This is a genomic window from Azohydromonas aeria (assembly GCF_009760915.1).
GTDB lineage: Bacteria > Pseudomonadota > Gammaproteobacteria > Burkholderiales > Burkholderiaceae_C > Azohydromonas > Azohydromonas aeria.
Genome location: NZ_VIDQ01000003.1, coordinates 157,939 through 181,449, shown reverse-complemented (window position 1 = coordinate 181,449; position 23,511 = coordinate 157,939). Strand labels below are relative to the sequence as shown.

Genomic DNA, 23,511 nt, shown 5'->3' with positions numbered 1-23,511 from the left:
GCGCCATGGCCATGCCGCCCGCGCCGGCGCTGGCCGGCGACGAAGTCCATGTCTGGACCGTGAGCCTGCTCGACGGCGCGAGCGGCGGAACGGCGGCGGCGGCCGAAAGCCTGTCGGGCGACGAGCACGAGCGCGCGGCGCGCTTCCACTTCGAGCGCGACCGGCGCCGCTACATGCTTGGGCGCGCTGCGCTGCGCCGGGTGCTGGCGTGCTACGTCAACGACGATGCCGCCCGGCTGCGCTTTGCCTACGGTGCGTACGGCAAGCCGGCGCTCGTGCCGGGCGCCCGGGCCGCGGCGCAGGCGCCGGCCTTCAATGCCTCGCACACGCAGGACCTCATGCTCATCGCCGTGGCGGACGGCCCGGCACTGGGCGTGGACCTCGAAGCCCTGCGGCCGCTTCAGGACCTCGACGGCCTGGCGCGGCAGGTGTGCTCGGCCGCCGAGCACCGCGAGCTGCTGGCGCTGGCGCCGGCACAGCAGCTGGCGGGCTTTCTGCGCTGCTGGACGCGCAAGGAGGCCTATCTCAAGGCGCTGGGCACGGGACTGTCGCTGCCGCCCGTGCAGGTGCACGTGGGTTGCGGCGCCAGCCCGGCGCCGCCTGCGGGCTGGTGGCTGCACGATCTGCGGCCTGCGCCGGGATGGGCCGCAGCGCTGGCGGCACCCGGCGCGCCGCGGCGCATCGTGCACCTCGATTTCCACGCCCATTTCGGCGGCTGCGGCTCGACGACCTGAGCTGAAAAGCCGCCGATGGAGCCGCTGGAGCCGTTGCGCAACGGGAGCACCACCCCTGGAAGCCGTCGCAGGGCACGAAGCCCGTGTCCTCGCTGCGCGTGAGGGCGGTCAGGAGTCCGCCTCCATGTCCAGTGCGTGCTGACCGGCCTCCTCCACGCCCTGCAAGGCCTGGGATGCAAGCACGGCCTGGGTGCGGACCTGGGCGCCGCGCTCCAGCGAGCGATGCACCGGGCACTGGCCGGCGATCTCCAGCAGCCGCTGGCGCTGGTCGTCGGCCAGCTCGCCCTGGACCTCGACGTGGCGCATGAACACGTCGGGCGGCGACTCGCCGGCGTGGCGGGCATGGCCCACCCGCACGCGCACGCGCCGCAGGGGCCAGCCCTTGCGGCGCGCATACATCCGCAAGGTCATCACGGTGCACGCGCCCAGCCCGGCGCAGAGCAGGTCGTAGGGCGTCGGGCCCGAGCCCAGGCCGCCGGCGTCCACGGGCTCGTCGGCCAGGAAGGTCGCGCCGCCGGCCGCCACCTCCACCTGGAAGTCGCCCTCGCCGGTGTCCTGGACCACGACCTCCCCGGGCTCGCCGGCGCTGCGCGGCGCCGCCGGGCCCAGGTAACGGGCGGACCAGGCGGCGATCACCTGCGCGGCATAGGCGGCGTCCGCCGCCCGGATCAGCAGGTGGTCGGCATCGTCCAGCGAGACGAAGCTCTTGGGATGGTGCGCCGCCTGGAAGATGGAGCCGGCATTGGCGATCTCGACCGTCGTGTCGCCCGGCGCGTGCAGCACCAGCAGCGCCTGGCGCAGGGCGGCGATGCGCCGGCCCTGGTCGTGCTCGCGCAACTCGTCGATGAAGGCGCGCCGCATCCGGAAAGGCCGCCCGCCGAGCTGCACCTCGGCCTCACCCTGGTCGAGCAGCGTCTGCAGCTGCGCGCCGAACAGCCGGGTGACGTGCTGCACGTCAAAGGGCGCGGCGATCACCGCCACGGCCTTCAGGCCCGGCAGGCCGTCGGCGGCGGCCAGCGCCGCGGCGCCGCCCAGGCTGTGGCCGATGAGCAGCCCGGGCGCGATGCCGGCCGCGTGCATGGCCCGCGCGGCGGCGCGCACGTCCTCCACGCTGCCGCCGAAGGTGCTGTCCGCGAAATCGCCCTCGCTCTCGCCCAGGCCGGTGAAGTCGAAGCGCAGCACCCCGATGCCCTGGGCCGTCAGCGCGCGCGCGATGCGCACGGCGGCCAGCGACTGCTTGCTGCAGCTGAAGCAATGGGCGAAGAGGGCATGCGCCCTCACCGGCGGCTCGGGCAGGTCCAGCCGGCCCGACAGCCGCTGGCCCTGCGCGCCCTGGAACTCGAACGTCGTGCTGCGCATGCTGGTTCCTCCAAGCTGCCCCCGGCCCAGGGCCGGGTGGCGTGCGGATGATGAAGGCGGCCAGGAGCCCGGGCCTGGAGCTTTTCTCGACAGGATGCAACCGCGTCAGTACGCCGAGGGTGCGACAGCGAAGCGATGCTTCGTCCGTCAACGGCCCGATCCACGCGGCATCACGCGTCAGCGCAGACCGCTGCCGCGGCGCATCTGCACCTCGCCGCTGGCGAGCGTGAGCGTGACGATGCGCGGCACCTGGTCGCCCACGTCCACGCCTTCGAGCTGGAAGCCGTGACGGTCGATCAGCGTCCAGCCCAGCTCGATGTTGCGCTCGCCGATGTTGGGCTTCACGCCGCCGGTGTCGGGCAACGTGTCGGCGCCGCCATAGAGATGCGCCACGTACTCCTGGGGGCGCGTGCCGTGGCGCGCCAGCAGTGCCAGCAGCCGCTGCACGGCCTCGTCGCCGTAGCGTCCGTCCAGCGGCGCAGCCGCGGGGCGCTTGCGCGAAGGCAGCACGAAGTGGCACATGCCGCCCAGGCGCCGCACCGGGTGCCAGAGCGTGATCGCCACGCACGAGCCCAGCAGCGTGCGCAGGCTTGCCGCGTCGCGGCCGAAGTGCAGCTGGCCCGGCATGAGCAGCAGGTCCTGGCCGCTGCGGGCGGCGAGCTCGCCCGTGGCCGGAAGGCCGTCATTGCCCAGGGGGCGCCGAAGCGCGATCCCGGCTGCCGGTGCACCGGCAGCCGGCCAAGCCATCGCGGCGGCGGCCCCGGCGTGGTGGGCCCGAAGGCTGGCCGCGGGAGCTGCGGTGCTTGCAAGCATGAGGTTCAGGAGGAAGCGGCGGGAATGGGATGCGGCCCTGCGGGAGCGCCATGGCGCTGGGCGTGTCGCGGCAGGCTGGGCCATTCCACCGGCGCAGCCGGCTGGTCGCTGTAGCGGCGTCCCAGGCGCTGCGCGGCGCCCTCGATGAAGCCGCGGTGCCAGCTCCAGGCTTCCCAGGTGTCGCTGTCGTAGGGCGGCTCATGGCCGCGCAGCCGCTGTCCAGCCCTGAATCCCTCGCCCCATGCCTGCGTGTCCATGCTTCCAACCAACTGCTGTCGAACATTGCCTGTATCGGAGGGCAGTTTCGTTTCTTTACAGGCGGCTTCGTGGCGGAGTTGTTAAACCGGCCCGTCCGCGCGGCGGGGAGGCGCCGGATTCGCGCTGCTGCTCCAGCGCTGTCGGAGTTCGTTCGCCGCGCTGGACTGGAGTGCCGAGGTTGCACGGGCACCTGCCGGCCGCGCTCAGCGCCTGCGCCGCGTCGACAGGGAGAACGCCGCCAGCAGGCCGAAGGCCACGCCCGCGAGCAGGCCGCGGTGCGTGTTCATCCACAGCTGGGCGCCGCGATTCGTGGCCTGGGCGTCGAAGCGGCCATGCGCGCCATGGTCGCCGGGCACCGGCTGCCACAGGTTGTCGCGCCGCCCGGGCGGCAACGGCTCATCGCTCATTTGCCCCTCGACGGCGCGCCTGCCCAGCAGGCGGTCCAGCAGGCCGGGCACCACCCGCGTGCCCAGGATGGCCTGCACCGCCGGCCAGCACACCCACAGCTCGCGGCGGCGGTGCGTCGCGGCCCAGTACACCGCGCGCGCCGCGATCTCGGGCTGGAAGATCTTGCCCATGGGCCGCGGGCTGCGCGGCATGGTGGTGCGGCCCCAGTCGAACTGCGGCGTGTTGAAGGCCGAGAGCTGCACCATGGTCACGTGAACCCGGCTGCCGTCGTGCGCCAGCTCGCATCGCAGCGAATCCGTGAAGCCGCGCAGCGCCGCCTTGGCGCCGCAGTAGGGCGACTGCAACGGGATGGAGCGGTAGGCCAGCGCCGAGCCGACCTGCACGATGGTGCCGGCGTCGCGCGGCTGCATGCGCCGCAGCGCCGCCCGGGTGCCCCACACCGCGCCGAGATAGGTCACGTCCGTGGCGCGGCGGAAGTCCTCGCCCGACACCTCCAGCAGCGGCGCGAAGATGGTCGCCATCGCGTTGTTGACCCAGACGTCGATGGGTCCCCATTGCGCCTCCACGCCACTGGCGGCCGCCTCCACCTGGGACTCGTCGCTCACGTCGGTCGGGATGCACAGCGCCTCGCCGCCCAGCCGCTCGACCTCGGCGCGGGCCGCGGCCAGGCCCTCCTCGCCGCGTGCCAGCAGCGCCACGCGCCAGCCCCGCCGGCCGAACTCCCGGGCAATCGCCCGCCCGATGCCGGCCGACGCGCCGGTGACGACCACCACGCGCCGGCGTGACGAGCCCTCGACGGCGCGTGGCAACGGCGTGCCGCCGTCATCGGTGTCGCGTTCAGCAGCCATGGCGCAAGCCTCCCGGGCGCAGCCCGAAGTGTTTCCGGCGCGGCGGCAAGAACCACGCCCAAAGCCGGCAGGCCCCTGGCCACCGCGCGCGGCGGGAACCTTGCTTGCCTGCTCCGCGCAGCTTCGCTCCCACCGCCGCCGCCCATGGCCCACCACTGGTACAAGAACGCCGTCATCTACTGCCTGGACGTGCGTACCTTTGCCGACGGCAACGGTGACGGCATGGGCGATTTCGCCGGGCTGTGCACGCGGCTGGACCACCTGGCCGGGCTCAATGCCAGCTGCGTGTGGCTGCAGCCGTTCTTCCCCTCGCCGATGCGCGACAACGGCTACGACATCACCGACCACTACGGCATCGACCCCCGGCTGGGCACGCTGGGCGACTTCGTCGAGTTCGCCCGGCTGGCGCGGGAGCGCGGCATCCGGGTGCTGGTGGACCTGGTGGTCAACCACACCTCCATCGACCACCCGTGGTTCCAGGCGGCGCGCAGCGACCGCGGCTCGCCCTTTCGCGACTGGTACGTCTGGCGCGACGAGAAGCCCGCGGACGCCGAGGAGGGCGTGGTCTTCCCCGGCGCACAGCGCACGACCTGGACCTGGGACGAGGCCGCGCAGGCCTTCTACTTCCACCGCTTCTACGACCACCAGGCCGAGCTCAACATCGCCAACCCCGCGGTGCGCCGCGAGATCGAGAAGATCACCGGCTTCTGGCTGCAGCTGGGCGTGAGCGGCTTCCGCGTCGATGCGCTGCCCTTCCTGCTGGAGCTCCAGGGACTGCCCGAGGCCGGGCAGGAGAAGGCCTATCAGTACCTGAGCGAGCTGCGCCAGCACGTGCAGCTGCTGCGCGGCGATGCCTGCCTGCTGGCCGAGGCCAATATCACCCCGGACGAGGTGCCAGCGTACTTCGGCGACGGCGACCGCATCCACATGTCCTTCAACTTCTGGGTCAACCAGCACCTGTTCCTGGCGCTGGCGCGCGGCGACGCGCGGCCGCTGCGCAAGGCGTGGACCGAGCTGCCGGCCTTGCCGCCCTGGTGCCAGTGGGCCAACCTGCTGCGCAGCCACGACGAGCTGGACCTGGGCCGGCTGACGGACGACGAGCGCCGCGAGGTGTTCGAGGCCTTCGGCCCCGAGCCGTCGATGCAGCTCTACGACCGCGGGCTGCGCCGGCGCCTGGCGCCCATGCTGGGCAACGACCGGCGCCGCCTGCTGCTGGCGCACAGCCTGCTGCTGACGCTGCCCGGCGCGCCGGTGCTGCGCTACGGCGACGAGATCGGCATGGGCGAAGACCTGTCGCTGGCCGAGCGCGCCAGCGTGCGCACGCCGATGCAGTGGAGCGACGCGCCCAACGGCGGCTTCTCCAGCGCGGCGCCGCAGCAGCTGCCGCTGCCCGTGATCAGCGGCGGCGAGTTCGGTTTCGAGCGCGTCAACGTCGAGGCGCAGCGCGGCGACCCGGACTCGCTGCTCAACCGGGTCGAGCGCATGCTGCGCATCCGGCGCGAATGCGACGCCTTCGGCGACGGCGCCTGCAGCTTCCTGGAGCTGGGACCGCCCGCGCTGCTGGCGCAGCGCTGCGAGGGCCGCGGCTGCGTGCTGTTCGCCCTGCACAACCTGGGGCCGCAGCCCCTGGAGGTATCTCTGCCGCTGGAAGGGCCCGCCGGGGAGATCCACGACCTGCTGGCCGGCCGCCCGCTGGCGCCGCCCCCGTCGGACGGCACGGGCGGATGCCGGCTGACGCTGGAGCCCTGGGGCTACCGCTGGCTGCGCTGCGGATGACGCCCGGATGACGCCGGCCTTGCGCGCCACGCAGCACGGACACCCAACCGCGAGAGAAGTGCGATGAGCATGCCGCCCACCTCCGTCGTGCGCGAAGTCCCCGTCGATGCGCAGGACGCCGATGCCGCCCTGTCCCGGGAGTGGCTCGTCACCAACGGGCTGGGCGGCTACGCCTCGGCCAGCGTGGCCGGGCTGGCCACGCGCAAGTACCACGGGCTGCTGGTGGCGGCACTGCCCAACCCGATCGGGCGCACCGTCATGCTCAACCACCTGGTGGAGGACCTGGTCCTGCCCGACGGCCGGCAGGTGCAGCTCAGCGGCGAGGAGCGCACGGGCCGGCGCCTGTCGCTGCCCGGCATGGCGCACCTGCGCGCGTTCCGGCTGGAGGCAGGGCTGCCGGTGTGGCGCTTCGAGGTCGAGGGCGCCGTGCTGGAAAAGCGCGTGCTAATGCCGCATCGCCAGAACACCACGGTGCTGCTGTACCGGCTGCTGCAGGGCCCGCCGGGGTGGCGGCTGGCGCTGCGCCCCGCCCTGCACTTCCGGCACCACGAAAGCGAGCTCAGCGACGAGCTGCAGCCCCAGTACCGCTTCACGCCGGGCGAGGTGCACGAGGTCCGCTGCGACGGCGCCCCGGCCGTGCTGCGGCTGCGCCTGCACGGGCCCGAAGGCGACTTCATGCCGCAGCCGCAGGAGCTGGCCGAGCTGCACTACCGCGTCGAGGCCGACCGCGGCTACCGGCACGAGGGGCGGCTGTGGAGCCCAGGCGTCCTGGGCGTTGCGCTGCTGCCGGGGGCAACGGCAGCGCTCGTCGCCTCCACCGAGGAGGCGCTGGTGATGGACGCGCTCTCGCCTGACGAGGCCTGGGCCGCGGAGCTGGAGCGCCGCGCGCGGCTGCTGCGCATGGCGCCGCCCGCGGCACGCGAGGGCGCCGCGGCGGAGCTCGTGCTGGCGGCGGACCAGTTCGTGATCGTCCCGGCCGGGCGCCGGCGCGACGCCGCGCGCGCCCTGGCCGAAGGCGACGAGATCCGCAGCGTCATCGCCGGCTACCACTGGTTCACCGACTGGGGGCGCGACACCATGATCAGCCTGGAAGGGCTGACGCTGGCCACCGGGCGCACGCACGAGGCCGCGAGCATCCTGCGCACCTTCGCGCAGTACGTGCGCGACGGGCTGCTGCCCAACATGTTTCCAGACGGCAGCAACGACGGCCTCTACCACACGGCCGACGCCACGCTGTGGTTCTTCCACGCCCTGGACCGCTACCACCAGGCCACCGGCGACGACGCGCTGCTGGCGCGGCTGCTGCCGACGATGGTGGACATCGCGCATCACCACCTGCGGGGCACCCGGTTCGGCATCGGCGTCGATCAGGCCGACGGCCTGCTGCGCCAGGGCGCACCGGGGCACCAGCTGACCTGGATGGACGCCAAGTGCGACGGCTGGGTCGTCACGCCCCGGCGTGGCAAGGCGGTGGAGATCAACGCGCTGTGGTTCAACGCGCTCAGCGTCCTGTGCCGCTGGCTGCGCCACCTGGGCGATGAGACGGCGGCGCACAGCTGGGCCGGGCACGCGCAGCGCGCGCGCGAATCCTTCAACCGCCGCTTCTGGTTCGAAGCCGGCGGCTACCTCCACGACGTGGTGGACGGCCCCGAGGGCGACAGCGCCGAGTGCCGGCCGAACCAGATCTTCGCGGTGTCGCTGCCGCACCCGGTGCTGGACCCGTCGCGCTGGGACGCGGTGCTGCAGGTGGTGCAGGAGCGGCTGCTCACGCCCGTGGGCCTGCGCTCGCTGGCCCCGGGCAGCGCGCACTACGCGCCCACCTATTTCGGCACGCTGCGCGAGCGCGACGCGGCCTACCACCAGGGCACGGTCTGGGGCTGGCTGATCGGGCCGTGGATGGACGCCTGGCGCAAGCGCCATCCCGGCGACACGGCCGGCGCGCGGGCGCAGCTGGAGGGCCTGATCGCGCACCTGGGCGAGTTCGGCGTCGGCTCGGTGGCCGAGATCTTCGACGCGGAGGCCCCCTACACCCCGCGCGGCTGCATCGCCCAGGCCTGGAGCGTGGCGGAACTGCTGCGTCACCTGGTCACGCTGCGGCCCGGCGGGCCCTGCCCTGCTCAATGCTGATCACGACGCAAGGGGCGACGCCTCGGCGACCGTGACTGCCGACCGCTGCGTCGTTGTGTTCGACAAGGTCAAGCCGCTGGAACCCGACGGCACCGCGCCGGCCGAGATCACTGCTCCAGCGCACGCGCATCACGGTGCGCGCCGGCCAACGTTGCAACGGGTTCGCTGCTGCTCGAGGGCGCGTGCCGTGGCCGGCTACGCCACGCCCTGCCGCAGCATCGCGTCGGCGACCTTGACGAAGGCGGCGATGTTGGCGCCGTCCACGTAGTTGACCGAGCCGTCGGCGCGGCGGCCGTGGCGCACGCAGTGCATGTGGATGTCCTTCATGATGGCGTGCAGCCGCTCGTCCACCTCGGCATGCGGCCAGGACAGCCGCATGGCGTTCTGCGTCATTTCCAGCCCCGAAGTGGCCACGCCGCCGGCGTTGCTGGCCTTGCCGGGCGCGTACAGCGTGCCCGCGTCCAGGAACACGTTGACCGCCTCCAGCGTGGAGGGCATGTTGGCGCCTTCGGCCACGCAGCGCACACCCTGCCGCACCAGCAGCCGCGCATCGTCGCCGTCGAGCTCGTTCTGCGTGGCGCAGGGCAGCGCCACGTCCACACGCACGTGCCAGGGCCGGCGGCCGGCCTCGAAATGCAGCCCATGGCGCTCGGCAAACGCCGACAGCCGCCCGCGTTGCACGTTCTTCCAGTCCATGATCTCGCGCAGCTGGTCGGCATCGAGCCCCTGCTCCACCACGAGCGTGCCCTCGGAATCCGACAGCGTCAGCACGCGCGCGCCCAGCTCGATGGACTTCTCCGCTGCGTACTGCGCCACGTTGCCTGCTCCCGAGATGGACACGCGCAGCCCGTCGAAGCCCAGCCCCTGGCGGTGCAGCATCTCCTGGGCGAAGTAGACCGTGCCGTAGCCCGTGGCTTCGGGACGCATGGCGCTGCCGCCGAAGGACAGCCCCTTGCCGGTGAACACGCACGAGGTGTCGTTGCGCAGCCGCTTCATCATCCCGGCCATGTAGCCCACCTCGCGCGCGCCCACGCCGATGTCGCCCGCGGGCACGTCAGTGTCGGCGCCGAGATGGCGGTGCAGCTCCAGCATCAGCGCCTGGCAAAAGCGCATGACCTCGCCTTCGCTCCGGCCCTTGGGATCGAAGTCGGCACCGCCCTTGCCGCCGCCCATGGGCAGCGTCGTGAGCGCGTTCTTGAAGGTCTGCTCGAAGGCCAGGAACTTCAGGATCGACAGGTTCACCGAGGGGTGGAAGCGCATGCCGCCCTTGTACGGGCCGATGGCGTTGCTGTGCTGCACGCGCCAGGCCCGGTTCACGCGCACCTGGCCGGCATCATCCACCCACGAGACGCGGAACTGGACGACACGGTCAGCTTCCACCAGCCGCTCCAGCAGGGCGTGCTCGGCGTAGTAGGGATGGCGCTCGATGAACGGCCACAGGCTGCCCATCACCTCTTCGACCGCCTGCAGGAACTCGGACTGTTGCGGGTCGCGTGCCCTCAACATGCCCAGGAAAGTGGAGAGGTTCGCGGACATGGCGTCCATCCTTTCGTGAAGCGTGGCCGGGATGGCCGTGCGAGCCGGGTGCAGCAACGGGCGAACCATCGCTGCCTTCAGTTGTGGCCCGCGATCCGGCATCCGGCGCACCAATCCGGTCCGGACGCGAGCGGGTGTGCTCGTTGAGGCTGTCGTGCGGCAACCCGAGCGCGACCCCAACCGTGCAGGGCATCACCGGGCCGCACGGGCTTTGGGGAAGGGCGGGCCTCAAGGCCGCGCGGCCAGCACGCGGCCGATCTCTTCCAGCGACACCGGCTTGGTCAGGTGCGCGTCGAAGCCGGCTCGGCTGGAGAGCTGGCGGTCGTTCAGGTTGCCCCAGCCGGTGAGCGCCACCAGCGTGACCCCGTGCTGCGCCGGATCGCGGCGCAGCCGGGCCGCGACCTCGCGGCCGTCGAGGTCGGGCAGCCCGATGTCGCAGAACACGACGTCGGGCCGCAGCGCCCGCGCCGCCTGCAGGCCGGCGCTGCCGCTGTACCGGGCACAGGCGGCATGGCCCATGGACTGCAGCCACAGGCACAGCGCGTCAGCCGCGTCGGCGTTGTCGTCGATGACGAGCACGCGCAGCGCGTTCACGGACGCCGGCGCCGGTGCGCCGGCGACACGGTACGTGTGCGGCGCTGATGCCGCCACGGGCGGCGCCCGCTGCGGCAAGGCCACCGTGAACGTGCTGCCCAGGCCCGGGCCGGCGCTGCGCGCGTCCACCGTGCCGCCGTGCATCTCGACGAGCCGGCGCACCAGTGACAGGCCCAGGCCCAGGCCGCCCTGCGAGCGCGAGACGCAGCCTTGCACCTGCACGAACATGTCGAACACCCGCGTGAGCATCTCGGGCGCCAGGCCCACGCCGTTGTCGGCCACGGCCAGCTCGGCGCAGCCGCCGCGCGAGCCCAGCTCCACCGTGATGCGGCCGCCATCGGGCGTGTACTTCGCCGCGTTGCCGATGAGATTGCCTAGCACCTGCACGAGCCGGGCACGGTCCGCATCGACCCAGACGGGTTGCGGCGCCAGCTTCAGCCGCACCTCGTGACGTGCCGCGGCGACCATGGGCGCGCAGCTCTCCAGGGCCGCATCCACCACCTCGTGCAGCTCCAGCGGCTGGCGCACCAGCTCGATCTTGCCGCGCGAGATGCGCGCCACGTCGAGCAGGTCGTCGATGAGCCGCACGATCTGGCCCATCTGCCGCTCCATCATCGCCAGCACGCCGGCAAAGCGCGCATCCGGCGCCGGCATCGCCTGGAGCACTGCCAGCCCCGTGCGCAGCGGCGCCAGCGGGTTGCGCAGCTCGTGCGCGAGGGTGGCCAGGAACTCGTCCTTGCGGCGGTCGCCGTCGCGCAGCTCGGCCTGGGTGCGCTCCTGCAGCAGCAGCTGGTCGCGGATCTGGTACTGCCGCCGGCGCGCGCGCAGCGCCGCCTGCACGGCGCTGAGCATGGAGCGGGCGGACACCGGCCGGTCCAGCAACGTCACGTTGCGCAGCCGGCCCAGCACCCGATCCATCGCCGGCGTCGCCTGGCGGCCGCGTGCCAGCACCACGACCGGCACGTCCGACCACGGCGGCTGCTGCTCCAGCCACGCCAGCACCGACTCCAGCGCCGGGTCGAACAGCGCGTCCTCGGTGAGCAGCACGACGCCCGCGCCCTGCGCCAGCTGCTCGCCCAGCGCGGCCAGCGCGGTGCAGACCACGCCTTCCAGCCCCGAGCGCGCCAGCAGCGACAGCGTCACCTCGCCGTCGCGGCGCGTCGGCGGCAGCACCAGCACGCGCTCCGCGGACGCGCTCATGGCAGCGCGGGCGCAGGCCCTTCCCCGAGGTCCGGCGCATCGGTGGCGGGCCGCAGGCCACTGTCCACGGGCACCCCGGCGAGCACGCCGCGCAGCTGCACCAGCGGTGCGCTCAGGTGCACGCCGTCGGCGTCGAACCAGAGCTGGCGGATCGTCTCCTCGTGGCGGCCGCTGCGCTTCTTGAGCACCGAGATCGCCTTCTTGACCCGGCCCTCGTGCTCGAACAGGCGCAGCACCACGACGCTGTCGGCCAGGTAGCTGGCGTCCACGGGCGACTGCATGCTCGGGCCCAGCAGGCCGCTCTGGGCCGCGACCAGGAAAGTGGCCACGCCGTGGTTGTTGAGGTAGGCCAGCAGCTCGTGCAGCTGCGCCGTGAGGAAGCGGCCGTCGGGCATGGCATTGAGGTAGCCGTTGAGGCTGTCGATGACGACCACCCGGGCGTCGCGCTGCTCCACGGCGTCCCGGATCAGCGCTGCGAACTCCCCGGGCGCGATCTCGGCGGGATCGATCTGGCGGACGTGGACCTGGCCCGCGCCCAGCCCCTCCACCAGCGGCATGCCCAGGCCCTGGCAGCGGGTCAGCAGCAGCGCGCGCGACTCGTCGAAGGCGAAGACCGCCGCGTGCGCGCCGCGCGCGGCCGCGGCCTGCGCGTACTGCACCGCCACGGTGGACTTGCCGCTGCCCGGCGGCCCGAGCAGCAGCGTGGTCGTGCCGCGGTCGATGCCGCCGCCCAGCAGCGTGTCCAGCGCCGCCACGCCGCTGGGCACGCGCTCCGGCGCGAAGTCATTGCCGTGGTGGGCCGCCACCAGGCGCGGAAACACCCGGATGCCGCCGCGGCGGATGCTCATGTCGTGGAAGCCGCTGCGGAAGTCGCTGCCGCGGAACTTCACCACCTGCAGCTGCCGCTGCATCTGGCCGTAGGCCGGGGCGCGCTGGTTCAGCGAGATCACGCCGTGCGCGATGCTTTGCAGCTGCAGGTCGGGCCCCTCGGCCGTGCGGTCGTCGAGCAGCAGCACCGTGCAGTGGCGCGCGGCAAAGAACTGCTTGAGCGCCAGGATCTGGCGCCGGTAGCGCAGCGAGCTCTGCGCCAGCAGCCGCAGCTCCGACAGGGAGTCGAACACCATGCGGCTGGGATCGACGCGCTGCACGGCGCCCAGGACCTGGCGCGTGGTGTCGGTGAGCTCCACCTCCGAGGGGTGGTACATCGTGAGCTCGGCATCGCCTTCGAGGTCGCCCTCGCGGCCGAGGATCTCCTCGATCTCGACGCCGTCGAGCGAGAGCCCGTGCGATGCGGCACCCGCGGCCAGCTCCTCGCGGTTCTCGGACAGCGTGATGTAGAGGCAGCGCTCGCCCAGGCGCACGCCTTCGCGCAGGAACTGCAGCGCCAGGGTGGTCTTGCCCGCGCCCGGGTTGCCGTCAACCAGGTAGAGGCGGTGCGCGATCAACCCCCCGTGCAGCACGTCGTCGAGGCCGGGCACGCCGGTGCAGGAGCGTTGAAGGGTGTTGTCGTGTTCCATGGGCAGCGGCTCGGCACGGTAACCCGAGGGACGTAGCACACGATGGGCCTGCCGTCACCCGGCGGCTGCATCCGTCCGGCAAGGAAGGCGGCCCGGCGGTGGGCAGGTCGCGGAACAGGCTCGAGGGCAGGGACGGCGGCCTGCGCTGCGACCGGCGGCGACCGGCGCGCCCATCCGCCGGCGCGACCCAGGGCCCCATCGCCACCGCCCCGCCCCGCCCCGCCCCGCCCCGGCGGCTGGATGCTTCCTCAACTTTTTGGCCGATCCTGGCCGCGTACAAAGACCTTTGTGCCCGCGCCGCGCCGCGCGGTGGTACATTGGGCTCCTGGCGCTTGCAGCAAGCAGCCCCGCATGGGGCCTTTTCCCGAGCCGGCGCCTGGATCACGAGTCGATCCCCTTCCCTTTCCAGGACTTTTGGTTGCCCTTGCAATCCCGGCGTCCTGGTAGCCCCAAGCTCGCAGCGAACACCCCTGCCAGCTTCGCGCGCGGACCGAGCTCATCCATCCGCCGCCTCACGTGCGCCTTGCCGCACGCCTTTCCCGTCAAGCCCGGCACGGCCCCATCCAGGGACCGCGCCATCGAAAGCCGTTCATCGACACATCCATCCGGGTAGGCAAGTACCTTGTCTCCCCTTTGACCCGGCATCTCGGGTCGAGCCGCTACGCGGCTTCCGTCTCCATTCGCAGCGGGTACGGCAGCGCCACCCACGACCGTGTCATGCGCTTCGTGCCGGAGTTCGACTCCGGCGAAGCCGCCCTGCGCTACGCCACCGCGCAAGGGCTGGACTGGATCGGCCGCACCGCCGCCGCTTCGCACCCTTCACACACCCAGGAGTGAACCCATGGCCAAGGAAGAACTGATCGAAATGCAGGGCGTCGTGGGCGAGGTCCTGCCGGACTCGCGCTTTCGCGTGAAGCTCGAGAACGGGCACGTGCTGGTGGCCTATACCGCCGGCCGCATGAAGAAGCACCACATCCGCATCCTCGCCGGCGACAACGTTTCGCTGGAGCTCTCGCCCTACGACCTGAGCAAGGGCCGCATCACGTTCCGGCACCTCGAGCGCCGCGGGCCGCCCTCGTCGGCGCACCAGCGCAGGCGCTGATGCTGCTGTCCGCCGCGACGACACCGCACCACGACTTCGGCTGCCTGGCCAGGCGGCTGCTTGACTGCACCAGCCTGAGCTGGGGCCTTTCTCCCCTTTTCCCCACCATCCTCACAAGGATTGACGACATGACGACTGAAACCGGCACCGTGAAATGGTTCAACGAAAGCAAGGGCTTCGGCTTCATCACGCCTGACAGCGGCGGCAAGGACCTGTTCGCCCACTTCAAGGAAATCAGGGGCAGCGGCTTCAAGACGCTGGCCGAGAACCAGCGCGTGGAGTTCGAGGTCACGCAGGGCCAGAAGGGCCCGCAGGCTTCGAGCATCCGCACGCTGTAACCACCGCGGAGGGCACGGCCTTCGGGCCGCTTCCCGAGGCCGGCGCGGCCCCGCTCCCAGTATTTCGTTACCCCCAAGGACTGATGACATGACCACCCAGACCGGCACCGTGAAATGGTTCGACGAACCCAAGGGCTTCGGCTTCATCACGCCTGACGGCGGCGGCAAGGACATGTTCGCCCACTTCAGCGAGATCAGGAGCGGCGAGTCCAGGACGCTGGCCCAGGACCAGCGCGTGGAGTTCGAGGTCGCGCAGGGCCGCAAGGGCCCGCAGGCGTCCAACATCCGCGTGCTGTAACCGCGGCACGGCCGCGCTGCGCCGGCCCTGTCCACGACGAGGCGGGCCGCCACAGCGCTTCAGCGGCTGGGGCGTATCCAGACGCCCGTCACGGGTCTCGAAGCCTGCCGCTCATAGCCCACGCGCCAGGCGTCGTACCGGCGCTGCCATTCCTGCTGCGACTCGCCCGTCAAGGGCGGCATGTTCAAGGCACGCAGCATCGGATTCGAACCCCAGGCTTCACCCCGGGCCGCCGCCTTGGCGCCCTGCCTCTCCAGCTCCGCATGCTCGCCGGGCTTCATGTCGGGGTTCCCTTCTCAAGACCTGGCTCGTTTCACGCGCAACCAGGTTGCGCCAGGCGACTGGACGCCCCTGCTGCCTGCCGCCTGCCGGGCGACCGGCTCAGGCACCCGTGACTCACGCTAACACGTCGGCTTGGCCCTCCCGCAGGCAGGGCCCGAGGACGCGCCTGCCCGCCGCTCCATCGGCGGGGGCTGCAATCCAGAAACCCGGGCATGTTTTCGCCTTCGGGTTCGGCAGGCGCCCCGCTTGCCTTGATCCATGACTCAACAGGAAACCCATGACAAACCCTTCGATATCCATGCCCGGCCAGGAAATGCTGCAGCCTTTCATGCAGCCCTTCGTCCACCTGACACAGCGCAACATGCAGTTGTTCACCAGCTTCTCGGCCTCGCCGGAAATGGTGGGCCTGTGGCTGAAGAACGGGCAAAGAATGTTCAGCCAGGCCGTCCAGGAGACCGCCTCCGGGAAAGGTTCGCGCCAGCCTCATGAAGCGATCGAGCAGGTGCAAGCCAACATGTCGGAAGTGGGACAGTCCAGGGCGTTTGCCGGCCTTTTGCAGGGCCTGATGCAAAGCCACCTGCAGTTCCTGACCGACCTGGCCCAGGCGCAGATGGCTGCGCTGGGCCGCATGCCGGTACAGATGATGGAAAACCTGCAGCAGGCAGCCGTCAACGGCGCGCCCGCCGCGGCAGTGCTGGAAGAGCAGCCCGCGCGCTCCCGGCGCAAGGCGCATTGACCTGGCCGTCCTGCCGGAAGTGAATTCCCGCCGACGGATGGCTGCGGGGCGGGTTGCCAGCCCTGCTGGTGAAGGAAATCCAAATGCGTGATGGGGATGGCCCCTCGGCATTCAATGCACAGTGCATCCGGTCCATTTGCCCGAAGCGCGCGGGCCGCGAAGCGGCCGGCGCACGTTGCGGCTCCATCCACCCACACCCGCCCTTCGCAGCCCATGCCTTCCGACACCCCGTCCCGTGACGACCTGCGCGCCCGCTTCGCGGCGCAAGCGCCCGCCGACATCCCGAGCTGGTTCCAGCCGGCCCTGGTCGAGCCGCTCCTGCCTTCGCTGCCGGAGCGCGGGCCGGAGGTGGACCACAACGCCGCGGTCAAGACCTGGTCCGACCAGAGAAGCCAGGCCCACGCGCGGCGCGAGCAGTACCGGTACTTCGCCTGGCGCTGGTACTACGCCGACCAGATGCTGGCGCACAGCGAGATGCCGATCAGCCTGCAGCCGCATGCCTGAGCCCGACGGCTGCGTTGCTCGGGGAGCGCGCGCCTCACCACCGGGCCGGCAATGACTGGAGCGGCCCATGAGTGCCGAGTCCGATCCGGAGCAGAAGCCGCGCCTCCCGACCGCGGCGCCGCCATGAGCTCCGCGCCCAGCGGTCTTGCTGCCGGCGCCCTCGCCAGCCTGCCGGCCGCAGGCATGCGCGTCCTTATGGCTTGCTCAGTTGGCTGCCCACAGCAGCGCGGCGCCGGCGCCGACGCTGGCGGGAATGCCGATGCGCTCCAGTGCGCTGGCCTGGTCGCCGACGATCACCTCGACGGGCACGTCGGCCCGCTCGATCAGGGCGCCGGTCAGCGACTGGCCGATGGCACGCACCAGCGGGCTCCTGCGCGCCGTGCCCATGACGATGCGGTCACAACGCAACCTGCGCGCGGCAGCCAGGATGCAGCCCACCCGGTCGCCGACCTCGGCATGGACGTGGTGCTCCACGCCCGCCTCGGCCAGCAGCCGGCGCGCGGGCTCAAGAGCGACGCTGGAGCGCTCGCGGTGGAAGTCGGCCCGTACCTCGCGGCTGACGTGGCGCGCCACGTAGGCCGAGAATGCCGGCTGGACATTGAGCAGGTGCACCCGCAGGCCCGGCTCGCGCCGGTGCTCGGCGATCACGTGGCGCACGGCCCGCAGCGCGTTGGGCGAGCCGTCGCAGGGCAACAGAAGATTGGCCATGGCAATGCCTCCAGAACGCATCGGTGCGCCGATGCAGCGGTGAGTCGAATCTAGCGCCCACCCGCCAGGGCATGAAGCAGCCTGGCCGAGCAGCACCTTCCAGTAAAACCGAACCCTGGAAGTCGATTCCTCGACCCGGAGCGGTCCACGCCGGGGCGCCTTGCCGCTCGCCGCCCGCGCCCAGCAGCTGCCCGGACATGGGCTCGCGCACGCCTCATGCGGGCGCCGGACCGGCGCAGTTCCCCCTGCCCGCTCCGCACGGTCAGGGAGCGCATGCCGCTGCCGCGGTTGCCTGCAACCAGCGGGCCGCCAAGGCACCGGTATCCAGCGCCGCGTCAGTTTCCACCTCGAGGGCGAAAGCACGCTCGCCCGCGTCCAGCGGCTCGGCAGTGTCGAGCTGGGCCTGAAGCACTTCCACGCCGGCTTCGGAAGCGTCATGGCCCGCGGCATCGCGCTCGGCCACGCGCCGGCGCAGCGTGTCGGTGCGGGCACTGCAGGCCAGGATCGCGAAGGGCACGCCCAGGCTGCCGGCCAGCTCCGCGAAACCGCGGCGCTGCGCCCGGCGCAGGAATGCGGCGTCCACGATCACGGGAAAGCCGCCCAGCAGCGCCTCCCGGGCGCAGGCCGCCATTCGCTCATACGTACGCTGTCCGATCTCGTGGGAGTACAGGGCCAGGCCTTGCTCGGCCGAGCGCTGCAGGGGCTGCAGGCCGAACAGGCGCTTGCGCTCCACGTCGGAGCGGATGCGTATGGCCCCGGCGCGCATCACCAGCGCCTGCGCCAGCGTGGACTTGCCGCTGCCCGCGGGGCCGCAGGTGATCAGCAGGCGTGGCGCCGCGCCGGCGGCCACCAGGTCTTGCGCGCATGCCAGGTAGTCCGGGGCGCCGGCGTCCCCGGCCGGCGACAGCGAGTGCACCAGGGCGCGCACCAGGGCCCGGTAGACCTGGAAGAAGCGCAGCACGCGCGTGCCGGCGTAGTCGCCGCACTGCTGCAGGTAGACGTCGAGGAAGCAGAAGGCCAGATCGGCGCGGCCGTGCGCCTGCAGGTCCATGGTGGCGAAGGCCACGTCGCTCATGACGTCGCTCCAGCGCAGCGCCGCGTCGAACTCGATCGCATCGAACGCGGTGGCATCGTCCGGGCCCAGCACGACGAGGTTGCCCAGGTGCAGGTCGCCGTGACACTCCCGTACCGCACCGACCTCGCGCCGCTGTGCAAGCACCGGAGCCAGCGCCTGCGCCTGGATGTCGACCCAGCCGCGCAGCGCGGCCAGGCGCGCGTCGTTGCCGGTTCCGGCGTCGAGCTGGTCGAGCACGTTCAACGCCTGGCGCCGCACTTGCGCCGGGTTTCCGAAGGTCTCATGCGGCGCGGCCATGGCGGCGCGCTGGTGAAAGAAGGCGATGCGCTGCGCCAGCAACTCGATGTGCCGCCCGTCGAGCGTGCCCTGTCGCGCCCGCGCGCTCATCAGCGCATCGTCGGCGAAGCGGCGCATGACCACGGCATGGTCGAGCACCGGTCCGGACCCGCCCCAGCGCGGCGCCGACGGCGTGCCGCGCACCGGGATCACGCCCAGGTACAGCGCGGGCGCGAGGCGGCGGTTGACGCGCAGTTCCTCCCGGCATGCCGCCTCGCGCTTGGCCGCGTCGCCGAAGTCCAGGAAGGGCAAGCGCACCGGCTTCTTGAGCTTGAAGGCCAGGCGATCCGTGAGCAGCACCCAGGAGACATGCGTCTCCTTGAGCACTACCGGTTTCCCCGTGCAGTGCTCCAGCTGCGACCCCAGTGTTCCGATCGACAGCGCTGGAGGAGATGTGCAGGCGGCTTCCGTCATGACTCAGGACCTCTGCTGCGTCGTGAACCGGCCGTCGCACCTTGCGATCCATCCGCGCGCATCGGCCAGCACACGCAATTCCAGGGCAGTGCCACACCGGGCACGCCGGCACAGGCCAGCGTATCGGCTTCCCGGCCCACTGTGGCCCCCGCGGCCGCTTGCATCCTTGAGATGGCTCAAGCGCCGGGCCAGCCTCCATGGCGACCATGGGCAGCACCGTCACGAGGTGACCGATGAAGCTCGGCTTTCTTGGCGCTGCGGGTACCGTCACCGGCTCGAAGTACCTGCTCGAACACCGCGGCCGAAGGATGCTCGTCGACTGCGGCCTGTTCCAGGGCTGGAAGGCGCTGCGCGAGATGAACTGGGAGCCGCTGCCCTTCGAGGCGAGCGCGGTCGATGCGGTGCTGCTCACGCACGCGCACCTGGACCACTCGGGCTCGCTGCCCCTGCTGGTGCGGCAGGGTTACCGGGGGCCGGTGCTGGCCACGCCGCCCACCGTCGAGCTGTGCCGGCTGCTGTTGCCCGACAGCGGCCGCATCCAGGAGGAAGACGCCGCCTTCGCCAACCGCCACCACACCTCGCGCCACGAGCCGGCGCAGCCGCTCTACACCGAGGAAGACGCCAGGACGGCCCTGCGCCGCCTGGACCCGGTGCCCTTCGACGCGCCGACGCCCGTCGTACCGGGCGTGACCGCCACCTTCCAGCGTGCCGGGCACATCCTGGGCGCGGCGTCCGTGCTGCTCGACGTCGAAGGGCACCGGCTGTTCTTCTCCGGCGATGTCGGCCGGCCCGACGACCTGGTCATGCCCGGTCCCGCGCCCGTGCCAGCGGCGCACTCGATGGTCGTGGAGTCCACTTACGGCGACCGGCTGCACCCCGCGCTGGACGCCGAAGCCGCGCTGGGCGACGTGATCACGCGCACGGCCGCGCGCGGCGGCAGCGTGGTCGTGCCCGCCTTCGCGGTCGGCCGGGCCCAGGCGCTGCTGTTCATGCTGCACCGGCTCAAGGCGCGCGGCGCGATCCCCGATCTGCCCGTGTTCCTCGACAGCCCGATGGCGATCGACATGACGGCCATCTACCACCACTACCGCGCCGAGCACCGGCTGTCGGCGCAGGAATGCGCGGGCATGTGCGGCGTGGCCGAGATGGTGCGCACGCCGCAGCAGTCGCGCGCGCTGGGGCAGCTGCGCTTTCCCGCAGTCATCGTCTCGGCCAGCGGCATGGCCACGGGCGGACGCGTGCTGCACCACCTGCGCCAGCGCCTGCCCGACCATCGCAACAGCGTCGTGCTGGTGGGATTCCAGGCCGGTGGCACGCGCGGTGCACGGCTGCTCGCCGGTGAAAGGATGCTTCGCATCTTCGGCGAGGACGTGCCGGTGAAGGCCGAGGTCGTTGCGCTGGAGGGCCTGTCGGCCCATGCCGACGCGGCACAGCTGGTGCAGTGGCTGTCCACCGCGCCGCAGCCGCCGCAGCGCGTGTTCGTGACCCACGGCGAGCCTGCCGCCGCCGATGCGCTGCGCCAGCGCATCGGCAGGGAGCTCGGCTGGTCGGCCACCGTGCCGTTGCTGGGCCGGGTGGTGGAGCTGTAGCCGCTGATGGCACCAGGTTACAAGGCGGCGACCGAAGCACGGGCCTGGATTGCGCCTCGTCAATGGCGCGCGCCCAACCGCTCCTGACCTTGTCTTCGGGCACCACGATCGGGAGTTCCGTCGCCACCGGACGGGCGTGGCATGAAGCCCGGCCCAGGCAGTTGCCAGGCGCGCGTGCAGCGTACCCAGCCGGCTTCGACGGTACGGCCACGGCCGTGGCGGGGTGGCGCTTCGGCATCCCGGTGCTCGGCACCATGGCCCATTCGTTCATCCAGGCACATGCCGGCGAGGAAGCCGCCCTCGAGGCGTGCAAGGGAGCCCTGGACACCGCCTCGCCTCCCGCGGCGGCATCCGCCGCCGTTCCTGGTGACTGCACCGGCTCGATGGAGGCCGAGCAAAGGTGGCTCAGCCCGTGAGGCCGCGCGCTGCCTTGTGGTGGTTGCGCGCGACATAGAAGGCAGCGAGCGCGCCGACCAGCGCCACCGCCCGGAACGACGGGCGAGGCAGCCATTTCATCGCACCGAGCACCACCTGCGGCGGTGCATCGCGCTGCGGCGACGAGTCCGCGGCGGTGGCGGGAGCCGCCGCAGTCTCCGCCGTTGGCGGCTGCCCGGCGAAAAAGGGCAGCAGCGCGCTCACGAACGGCACCATGTCCTGTGGCCCGCGGCTGGTGAGCCAGTTGCGGTCCCTCACCACCGCCTGGTCCAGCCAGGTCGCGCCCGCGTTGACCATGTCGTCGCGCACGCCCGGCCACGACGTCATGCGGCGGCCCGAGGCCAGCCCGGCGGAGGTCAGCAGCCAGGGGCCGTGGCACAGCGTCGCGATGGGCTTGCCGCCGGCATCGAACCCGCGCACGAACTCGCGCGCCGGTGCCGACTGGCGCAGGAGGTCGGGATTGATGAAGCCGCCGGGAATGAGCAGGGCGTCATAGTCGTCCACCGAGGCATCGGAGAGCGTGCGGTCCACCTTCACCCGGCTCGCCGGCTCGTGGAGGTTCACGCCGCGGATGCGTCCCGGGCGCAGGGAGATGATGTCCACGCCGGCGCCCGCTGCGCGCAGCGCCGCGACGGGCACGGTCAGCTCGACCTTCTCGAACCCGTCCGCGGCGAGCACCGCGATGCGCCTGCCCTTCAATTGATGCCCAACCGCCATGGGGTCCTCCGTTCAGTTGTCCCGCGCGCCGTGCGCCGCGCCTTCCGTGCCCGGCCGCAGCCGGCCGGCCACCGCTTTCCGCGAGTGCCGGCGCTCAGGGCTCGAACACCGCGCGCACCAGCCCGTCCTGCTTCTTCTTGAACATTTCGTAGGCGCGCGGCCCATCCTCCAGCGAGAAGCGGTGCGTGGCCATGAATGACGGGTCCAGCTCGCCGCGCTGCGCGTGTTCGAGCAGTCGCGGCAGGTAGCGTTGCCCGTGCTGCTGCGCGGTGCGCAGGGTCAGGCCCTTGTTCATGATCGTCCCGATCGGGAACTTGTCCATCATCCCGTACACGCCCAGGACCGACAGCGTGCCGCCCTTGCGGCAGCACAGGATCGCCTGGCGCATCGCCTCCCCGCGGTCGGTATGCAGGTGCAGCACCTGCTTGATCCGGTCGTAGGCGTACTCCAGTCCCTCGCCATGCGCTTCCATGCCCACCGCGTCGATGCAGGCGTCGGGGCCCCGGCCACCGGTCATGTCCTTCAGCGCGTAGACCACGTCGGTGGCGGTGTAGTCGATGGTTTCGGAGCCGACCTGCTCGCGCGCCATGCGCAGCCGTTCCGGAAAGCGGTCGATGCCGATCACGCGCTCGGCACCGAGCAGGAATGCGCTCTTCTGCGCCATCAACCCGACACCGCCGCATCCCCACACGGCGACGGTGTCGCCCGGCTCGATGGCGCAGAAATCGGCACCCATGTAGCCCGTGGGCGCCGCATCGGAGAGGAACAAGGCCTGCACGTCCGAGACGCCGTCGGGCACCGGGAAGCAGTTGGTGTCCGCGTGCGCCAGGCGCATGTACTGCGCATGCGAGCCCGCGTAGCCGCCGAACGCGTGGGTGTAGCCGTAGATGCCGCCCGTGGGATACCCGAGCAGCGGTTCCTGCAGGTACGGATGCGGGTTCGTGTTGTCGCACAGCGACCAGAGCTGCTTGCCGCAGTACCAGCATTGGCCGCAGCCGATGAAGGAGGGCACGACCACCCGCTCACCCTTGCGCACCTTGCGCACCCCCGGGCCGACGTCGACGATCTCGCCCATGAACTCGTGACCGATCACGTCGCCTTCCTTCATCGTCGGTATGTACCCGTCGATGAAGTGCAGGTCCGAGCCGCAGGTGGTGCTCAGGCGCACCTTGAGGATCGCGTCTCCGGGATTGACGATGATGGGGTCGGGAACGGTCTCGACCGCGAGCTTGTTCACGCCGTTCCAGCAGATGGCTCTCATTCGAATGCTCCATAGGGATCGGGGTCGTCGCGCGTGGTCGGGTTGTGCTCCAGCGTGGGCACCTCGCCGGTTTCGGCCAGGCTCTTGAAGCGGCGAAGGACGAGTGCGCCCATCGCGTGCGGCGCGTGGGTGAGCCGGGCCACGAAGTCGCCCAGCTTGCCGCCGGGCGGATCGAAGCGCCAGGTAAGCCGCACCTCGGTGCCCCAGCCGGGGCGGCCCGGGCCGAACACCAGCTCGCCTTCGTTGGGCAGCTCGGCGCCCTCCGTGGACTGCCAGGCGATCCGCCTGCCGGGATCGTCCACGACGATGCGCGAGTCCCACTCGACATCGCCAATCCATTTCGCGTGTGCTTTCCAATGCCAAAGGTCGCCCGAGGCGGAGACCTCGGCAAGCTGCGCCATGACCACGCGCTGCGCGCGCGCGTCAAGCCAGAGCCGGTGCAGCTCCTCGGGCGGCAGCCCGATAGGCAGTGCGCAGCGCACCTCGTGCGCGCTACCCTGGAGCGAGGAAGATTGCGGTGCTTGACTTGCGCTCATGCGTGTTCCC

At 71.7% G+C, this 23,511-nt stretch carries 23 protein-coding genes and 1 pseudogene; 11 read left to right on the top strand and 13 right to left on the bottom strand.

Features of this window, described 5'->3' with window-relative positions:
• The first annotated feature begins 5 nt into the window (after window positions 1-5).
• Window positions 6-734: a 4'-phosphopantetheinyl transferase family protein gene (locus FJ694_RS03920; protein ID WP_157264418.1), complete on the top strand. Its 729-nt coding sequence runs from the start codon at window positions 6-8 to the stop codon at window positions 732-734.
• A gap of 108 nt (window positions 735-842) precedes the next feature.
• On the opposite strand, the gene FJ694_RS03915 is transcribed toward FJ694_RS03920, so the two are convergent.
• From FJ694_RS03915 to FJ694_RS03900, 4 genes are all read right to left on the bottom strand, one after another.
• A complete protein-coding gene (locus FJ694_RS03915) occupies window positions 843-2,093 on the bottom strand; it encodes a bifunctional alpha/beta hydrolase/OsmC family protein (protein ID WP_157264417.1) in 1,251 nt (416 codons plus the stop codon).
• A gap of 177 nt (window positions 2,094-2,270) precedes the next feature.
• The gene (locus FJ694_RS03910) at window positions 2,271-2,720 is read right to left on the bottom strand and encodes a chemotaxis protein CheD (RefSeq protein ID WP_232539885.1); all 450 of its coding nucleotides are present in this window, start codon (window positions 2,718-2,720) and stop codon (window positions 2,271-2,273) included.
• A 191-nt stretch (window positions 2,721-2,911) separates the two neighbouring features.
• Window positions 2,912-3,163: a hypothetical protein gene (locus FJ694_RS03905; protein WP_157264415.1), complete on the bottom strand. Its 252-nt coding sequence runs from the start codon at window positions 3,161-3,163 to the stop codon at window positions 2,912-2,914.
• A gap of 204 nt (window positions 3,164-3,367) precedes the next feature.
• On the bottom strand, window positions 3,368-4,420 hold the full coding sequence (locus FJ694_RS03900; RefSeq protein WP_157264414.1) for an SDR family oxidoreductase: 1,053 nt from the start codon (window positions 4,418-4,420) through the stop codon (window positions 3,368-3,370).
• Between the two features lie 144 nt (window positions 4,421-4,564).
• On the opposite strand from FJ694_RS03900, the gene FJ694_RS03895 reads away from it, so the two are divergent.
• Complete coding sequence (locus FJ694_RS03895) at window positions 4,565-6,196, top strand: alpha-amylase family protein (RefSeq protein ID WP_157264413.1); 1,632 nt, start codon at window positions 4,565-4,567, stop codon at window positions 6,194-6,196.
• Between the two features lie 69 nt (window positions 6,197-6,265).
• On the top strand, window positions 6,266-8,323 hold the full coding sequence (locus FJ694_RS03890) for an amylo-alpha-1,6-glucosidase (RefSeq protein WP_157264412.1): 2,058 nt from the start codon (window positions 6,266-6,268) through the stop codon (window positions 8,321-8,323).
• Between the two features lie 195 nt (window positions 8,324-8,518).
• Here FJ694_RS03890 and gdhA read toward each other — a convergent pair whose 3' ends face one another.
• The 3 genes from gdhA to FJ694_RS03875 all read right to left on the bottom strand — a co-directional run bounded on the left by gdhA (window position 8,519) and on the right by FJ694_RS03875 (window position 13,170).
• Entirely contained in the window at window positions 8,519-9,859 is a 1,341-nt protein-coding gene (gdhA, locus tag FJ694_RS03885) for an NADP-specific glutamate dehydrogenase (protein ID WP_157264411.1), read from the bottom strand.
• Window positions 9,860-10,087: 228 nt separating this feature from the next.
• Window positions 10,088-11,653, bottom strand: a complete 1,566-nt coding sequence (locus FJ694_RS03880; protein WP_157264410.1) for an ATP-binding response regulator — start codon at window positions 11,651-11,653, stop codon at window positions 10,088-10,090.
• Complete coding sequence (locus FJ694_RS03875; protein WP_157264409.1) at window positions 11,650-13,170, bottom strand: ATPase domain-containing protein; 1,521 nt, start codon at window positions 13,168-13,170, stop codon at window positions 11,650-11,652. The genes FJ694_RS03880 and FJ694_RS03875 overlap by 4 nt, the downstream gene beginning before the upstream one ends.
• Before the next feature lie 591 nt (window positions 13,171-13,761).
• Between FJ694_RS03875 and FJ694_RS03870 the strand changes: the two genes are divergently transcribed.
• From FJ694_RS03870 to FJ694_RS03855, 4 genes are all read left to right on the top strand, one after another.
• Window positions 13,762-14,007, top strand: a complete 246-nt coding sequence (locus FJ694_RS03870) for a hypothetical protein (RefSeq protein WP_157264437.1) — start codon at window positions 13,762-13,764, stop codon at window positions 14,005-14,007.
• Between the two features lie 4 nt (window positions 14,008-14,011).
• On the top strand, window positions 14,012-14,272 hold the full coding sequence (gene infA, locus FJ694_RS03865; RefSeq protein ID WP_157264408.1) for a translation initiation factor IF-1: 261 nt from the start codon (window positions 14,012-14,014) through the stop codon (window positions 14,270-14,272).
• 128 nt (window positions 14,273-14,400) lie between these two features.
• Complete coding sequence (cspE, locus tag FJ694_RS03860) at window positions 14,401-14,610, top strand: transcription antiterminator/RNA stability regulator CspE (RefSeq protein ID WP_157264407.1); 210 nt, start codon at window positions 14,401-14,403, stop codon at window positions 14,608-14,610.
• An 88-nt stretch (window positions 14,611-14,698) separates the two neighbouring features.
• On the top strand, window positions 14,699-14,908 hold the full coding sequence (locus FJ694_RS03855) for a cold-shock protein (protein ID WP_157264406.1): 210 nt from the start codon (window positions 14,699-14,701) through the stop codon (window positions 14,906-14,908).
• A gap of 59 nt (window positions 14,909-14,967) precedes the next feature.
• On the opposite strand, the gene FJ694_RS03850 is transcribed toward FJ694_RS03855, so the two are convergent.
• Complete coding sequence (locus FJ694_RS03850) at window positions 14,968-15,189, bottom strand: CrpP-related protein (protein WP_157264405.1); 222 nt, start codon at window positions 15,187-15,189, stop codon at window positions 14,968-14,970.
• Between the two features lie 431 nt (window positions 15,190-15,620).
• Here FJ694_RS03850 and FJ694_RS03845 point away from each other — a divergent pair, with 431 nt between their 5' ends.
• Window positions 15,621-15,926, top strand: a complete 306-nt coding sequence (locus tag FJ694_RS03845; RefSeq protein ID WP_157264404.1) for a hypothetical protein — start codon at window positions 15,621-15,623, stop codon at window positions 15,924-15,926.
• 213 nt (window positions 15,927-16,139) lie between these two features.
• On the top strand, window positions 16,140-16,430 hold the full coding sequence (locus FJ694_RS03840) for a hypothetical protein (protein ID WP_157264403.1): 291 nt from the start codon (window positions 16,140-16,142) through the stop codon (window positions 16,428-16,430).
• A 204-nt stretch (window positions 16,431-16,634) separates the two neighbouring features.
• Here the strand turns inward: FJ694_RS03840 and FJ694_RS03835 are convergent, their stop codons facing one another.
• Both FJ694_RS03835 and FJ694_RS03830 read right to left on the bottom strand, forming a co-directional pair.
• Window positions 16,635-17,138: a universal stress protein gene (locus tag FJ694_RS03835; protein WP_157264402.1), complete on the bottom strand. Its 504-nt coding sequence runs from the start codon at window positions 17,136-17,138 to the stop codon at window positions 16,635-16,637.
• A 262-nt stretch (window positions 17,139-17,400) separates the two neighbouring features.
• The gene (locus FJ694_RS03830) at window positions 17,401-18,963 is read right to left on the bottom strand and encodes a bifunctional aminoglycoside phosphotransferase/ATP-binding protein (RefSeq protein ID WP_157264401.1); all 1,563 of its coding nucleotides are present in this window, start codon (window positions 18,961-18,963) and stop codon (window positions 17,401-17,403) included.
• Between the two features lie 233 nt (window positions 18,964-19,196).
• Between FJ694_RS03830 and FJ694_RS03825 the strand changes: the two genes are divergently transcribed.
• Both FJ694_RS03825 and FJ694_RS37895 read left to right on the top strand, forming a co-directional pair.
• Window positions 19,197-20,552 carry an MBL fold metallo-hydrolase RNA specificity domain-containing protein gene (locus tag FJ694_RS03825; protein WP_157264400.1) on the top strand — a complete coding sequence of 452 codons (1,356 nt, stop codon included), beginning with the start codon at window positions 19,197-19,199 and terminating at the stop codon, window positions 20,550-20,552.
• A gap of 161 nt (window positions 20,553-20,713) precedes the next feature.
• Window positions 20,714-20,857: pseudogene (locus tag FJ694_RS37895) on the top strand (nicotinate phosphoribosyltransferase); the annotation flags it as partial.
• Window positions 20,858-20,957: 100 nt separating this feature from the next.
• On the opposite strand, the gene FJ694_RS03815 reads toward FJ694_RS37895, so the two are convergent.
• The 3 genes from FJ694_RS03815 to FJ694_RS03805 form a co-directional block, all read right to left on the bottom strand.
• On the bottom strand, window positions 20,958-21,704 hold the full coding sequence (locus FJ694_RS03815) for a type 1 glutamine amidotransferase domain-containing protein (protein ID WP_157264398.1): 747 nt from the start codon (window positions 21,702-21,704) through the stop codon (window positions 20,958-20,960).
• A 94-nt stretch (window positions 21,705-21,798) separates the two neighbouring features.
• Window positions 21,799-22,965 carry a zinc-dependent alcohol dehydrogenase gene (locus FJ694_RS03810; protein ID WP_157264397.1) on the bottom strand — a complete coding sequence of 389 codons (1,167 nt, stop codon included), beginning with the start codon at window positions 22,963-22,965 and terminating at the stop codon, window positions 21,799-21,801.
• Window positions 22,962-23,501 (bottom strand): SRPBCC family protein, encoded by a 540-nt coding sequence (locus FJ694_RS03805; protein WP_157264396.1) that lies wholly within the window; start codon window positions 23,499-23,501, stop codon window positions 22,962-22,964. Before FJ694_RS03805 ends, FJ694_RS03810 begins: the two co-directional genes overlap by 4 nt.
• Between the last annotated feature and the right edge of the window lie 10 nt (window positions 23,502-23,511).

Excerpts from the sequence above, each read along its gene's own strand:
- FJ694_RS03840 (WP_157264403.1), top strand. The coding sequence starts at position 16,140 with ATGCCTTCCGACACCCCGTCCCGTGACGACCTGCGCGCCCGCTTCGCG.
- FJ694_RS03850 (WP_157264405.1), bottom strand. The coding sequence starts at position 15,189 with ATGAAGCCCGGCGAGCATGCGGAGCTGGAGAGGCAGGGCGCCAAGGCG.
- FJ694_RS03910 (WP_232539885.1), bottom strand. The coding sequence starts at position 2,720 with ATGCCGGGCCAGCTGCACTTCGGCCGCGACGCGGCAAGCCTGCGCACG.
- FJ694_RS03855 (WP_157264406.1), top strand. The coding sequence starts at position 14,699 with ATGACCACCCAGACCGGCACCGTGAAATGGTTCGACGAACCCAAGGGC.
- FJ694_RS03835 (WP_157264402.1), bottom strand. The coding sequence starts at position 17,138 with ATGGCCAATCTTCTGTTGCCCTGCGACGGCTCGCCCAACGCGCTGCGG.
- FJ694_RS03815 (WP_157264398.1), bottom strand. The coding sequence starts at position 21,704 with ATGGCGGTTGGGCATCAATTGAAGGGCAGGCGCATCGCGGTGCTCGCC.
- FJ694_RS03890 (WP_157264412.1), top strand. The coding sequence starts at position 6,266 with ATGCCGCCCACCTCCGTCGTGCGCGAAGTCCCCGTCGATGCGCAGGAC.
- cspE (WP_157264407.1), top strand. The coding sequence starts at position 14,401 with ATGACGACTGAAACCGGCACCGTGAAATGGTTCAACGAAAGCAAGGGC.
- FJ694_RS03810 (WP_157264397.1), bottom strand. The coding sequence starts at position 22,965 with ATGAGAGCCATCTGCTGGAACGGCGTGAACAAGCTCGCGGTCGAGACC.
- FJ694_RS03915 (WP_157264417.1), bottom strand. The coding sequence starts at position 2,093 with ATGCGCAGCACGACGTTCGAGTTCCAGGGCGCGCAGGGCCAGCGGCTG.
- FJ694_RS03830 (WP_157264401.1), bottom strand. The coding sequence starts at position 18,963 with ATGACGGAAGCCGCCTGCACATCTCCTCCAGCGCTGTCGATCGGAACA.
- gdhA (WP_157264411.1), bottom strand. The coding sequence starts at position 9,859 with ATGTCCGCGAACCTCTCCACTTTCCTGGGCATGTTGAGGGCACGCGAC.
- FJ694_RS03895 (WP_157264413.1), top strand. The coding sequence starts at position 4,565 with ATGGCCCACCACTGGTACAAGAACGCCGTCATCTACTGCCTGGACGTG.
- infA (WP_157264408.1), top strand. The coding sequence starts at position 14,012 with ATGGCCAAGGAAGAACTGATCGAAATGCAGGGCGTCGTGGGCGAGGTC.
- FJ694_RS03845 (WP_157264404.1), top strand. The coding sequence starts at position 15,621 with ATGTTCAGCCAGGCCGTCCAGGAGACCGCCTCCGGGAAAGGTTCGCGC.
- FJ694_RS03905 (WP_157264415.1), bottom strand. The coding sequence starts at position 3,163 with ATGGACACGCAGGCATGGGGCGAGGGATTCAGGGCTGGACAGCGGCTG.
- FJ694_RS03880 (WP_157264410.1), bottom strand. The coding sequence starts at position 11,653 with ATGAGCGCGTCCGCGGAGCGCGTGCTGGTGCTGCCGCCGACGCGCCGC.
- FJ694_RS03825 (WP_157264400.1), top strand. The coding sequence starts at position 19,197 with ATGAAGCTCGGCTTTCTTGGCGCTGCGGGTACCGTCACCGGCTCGAAG.
- FJ694_RS03805 (WP_157264396.1), bottom strand. The coding sequence starts at position 23,501 with ATGAGCGCAAGTCAAGCACCGCAATCTTCCTCGCTCCAGGGTAGCGCG.
- FJ694_RS03920 (WP_157264418.1), top strand. The coding sequence starts at position 6 with ATGGCCATGCCGCCCGCGCCGGCGCTGGCCGGCGACGAAGTCCATGTC.
- FJ694_RS03875 (WP_157264409.1), bottom strand. The coding sequence starts at position 13,170 with ATGGAACACGACAACACCCTTCAACGCTCCTGCACCGGCGTGCCCGGC.
- FJ694_RS03900 (WP_157264414.1), bottom strand. The coding sequence starts at position 4,420 with ATGGCTGCTGAACGCGACACCGATGACGGCGGCACGCCGTTGCCACGC.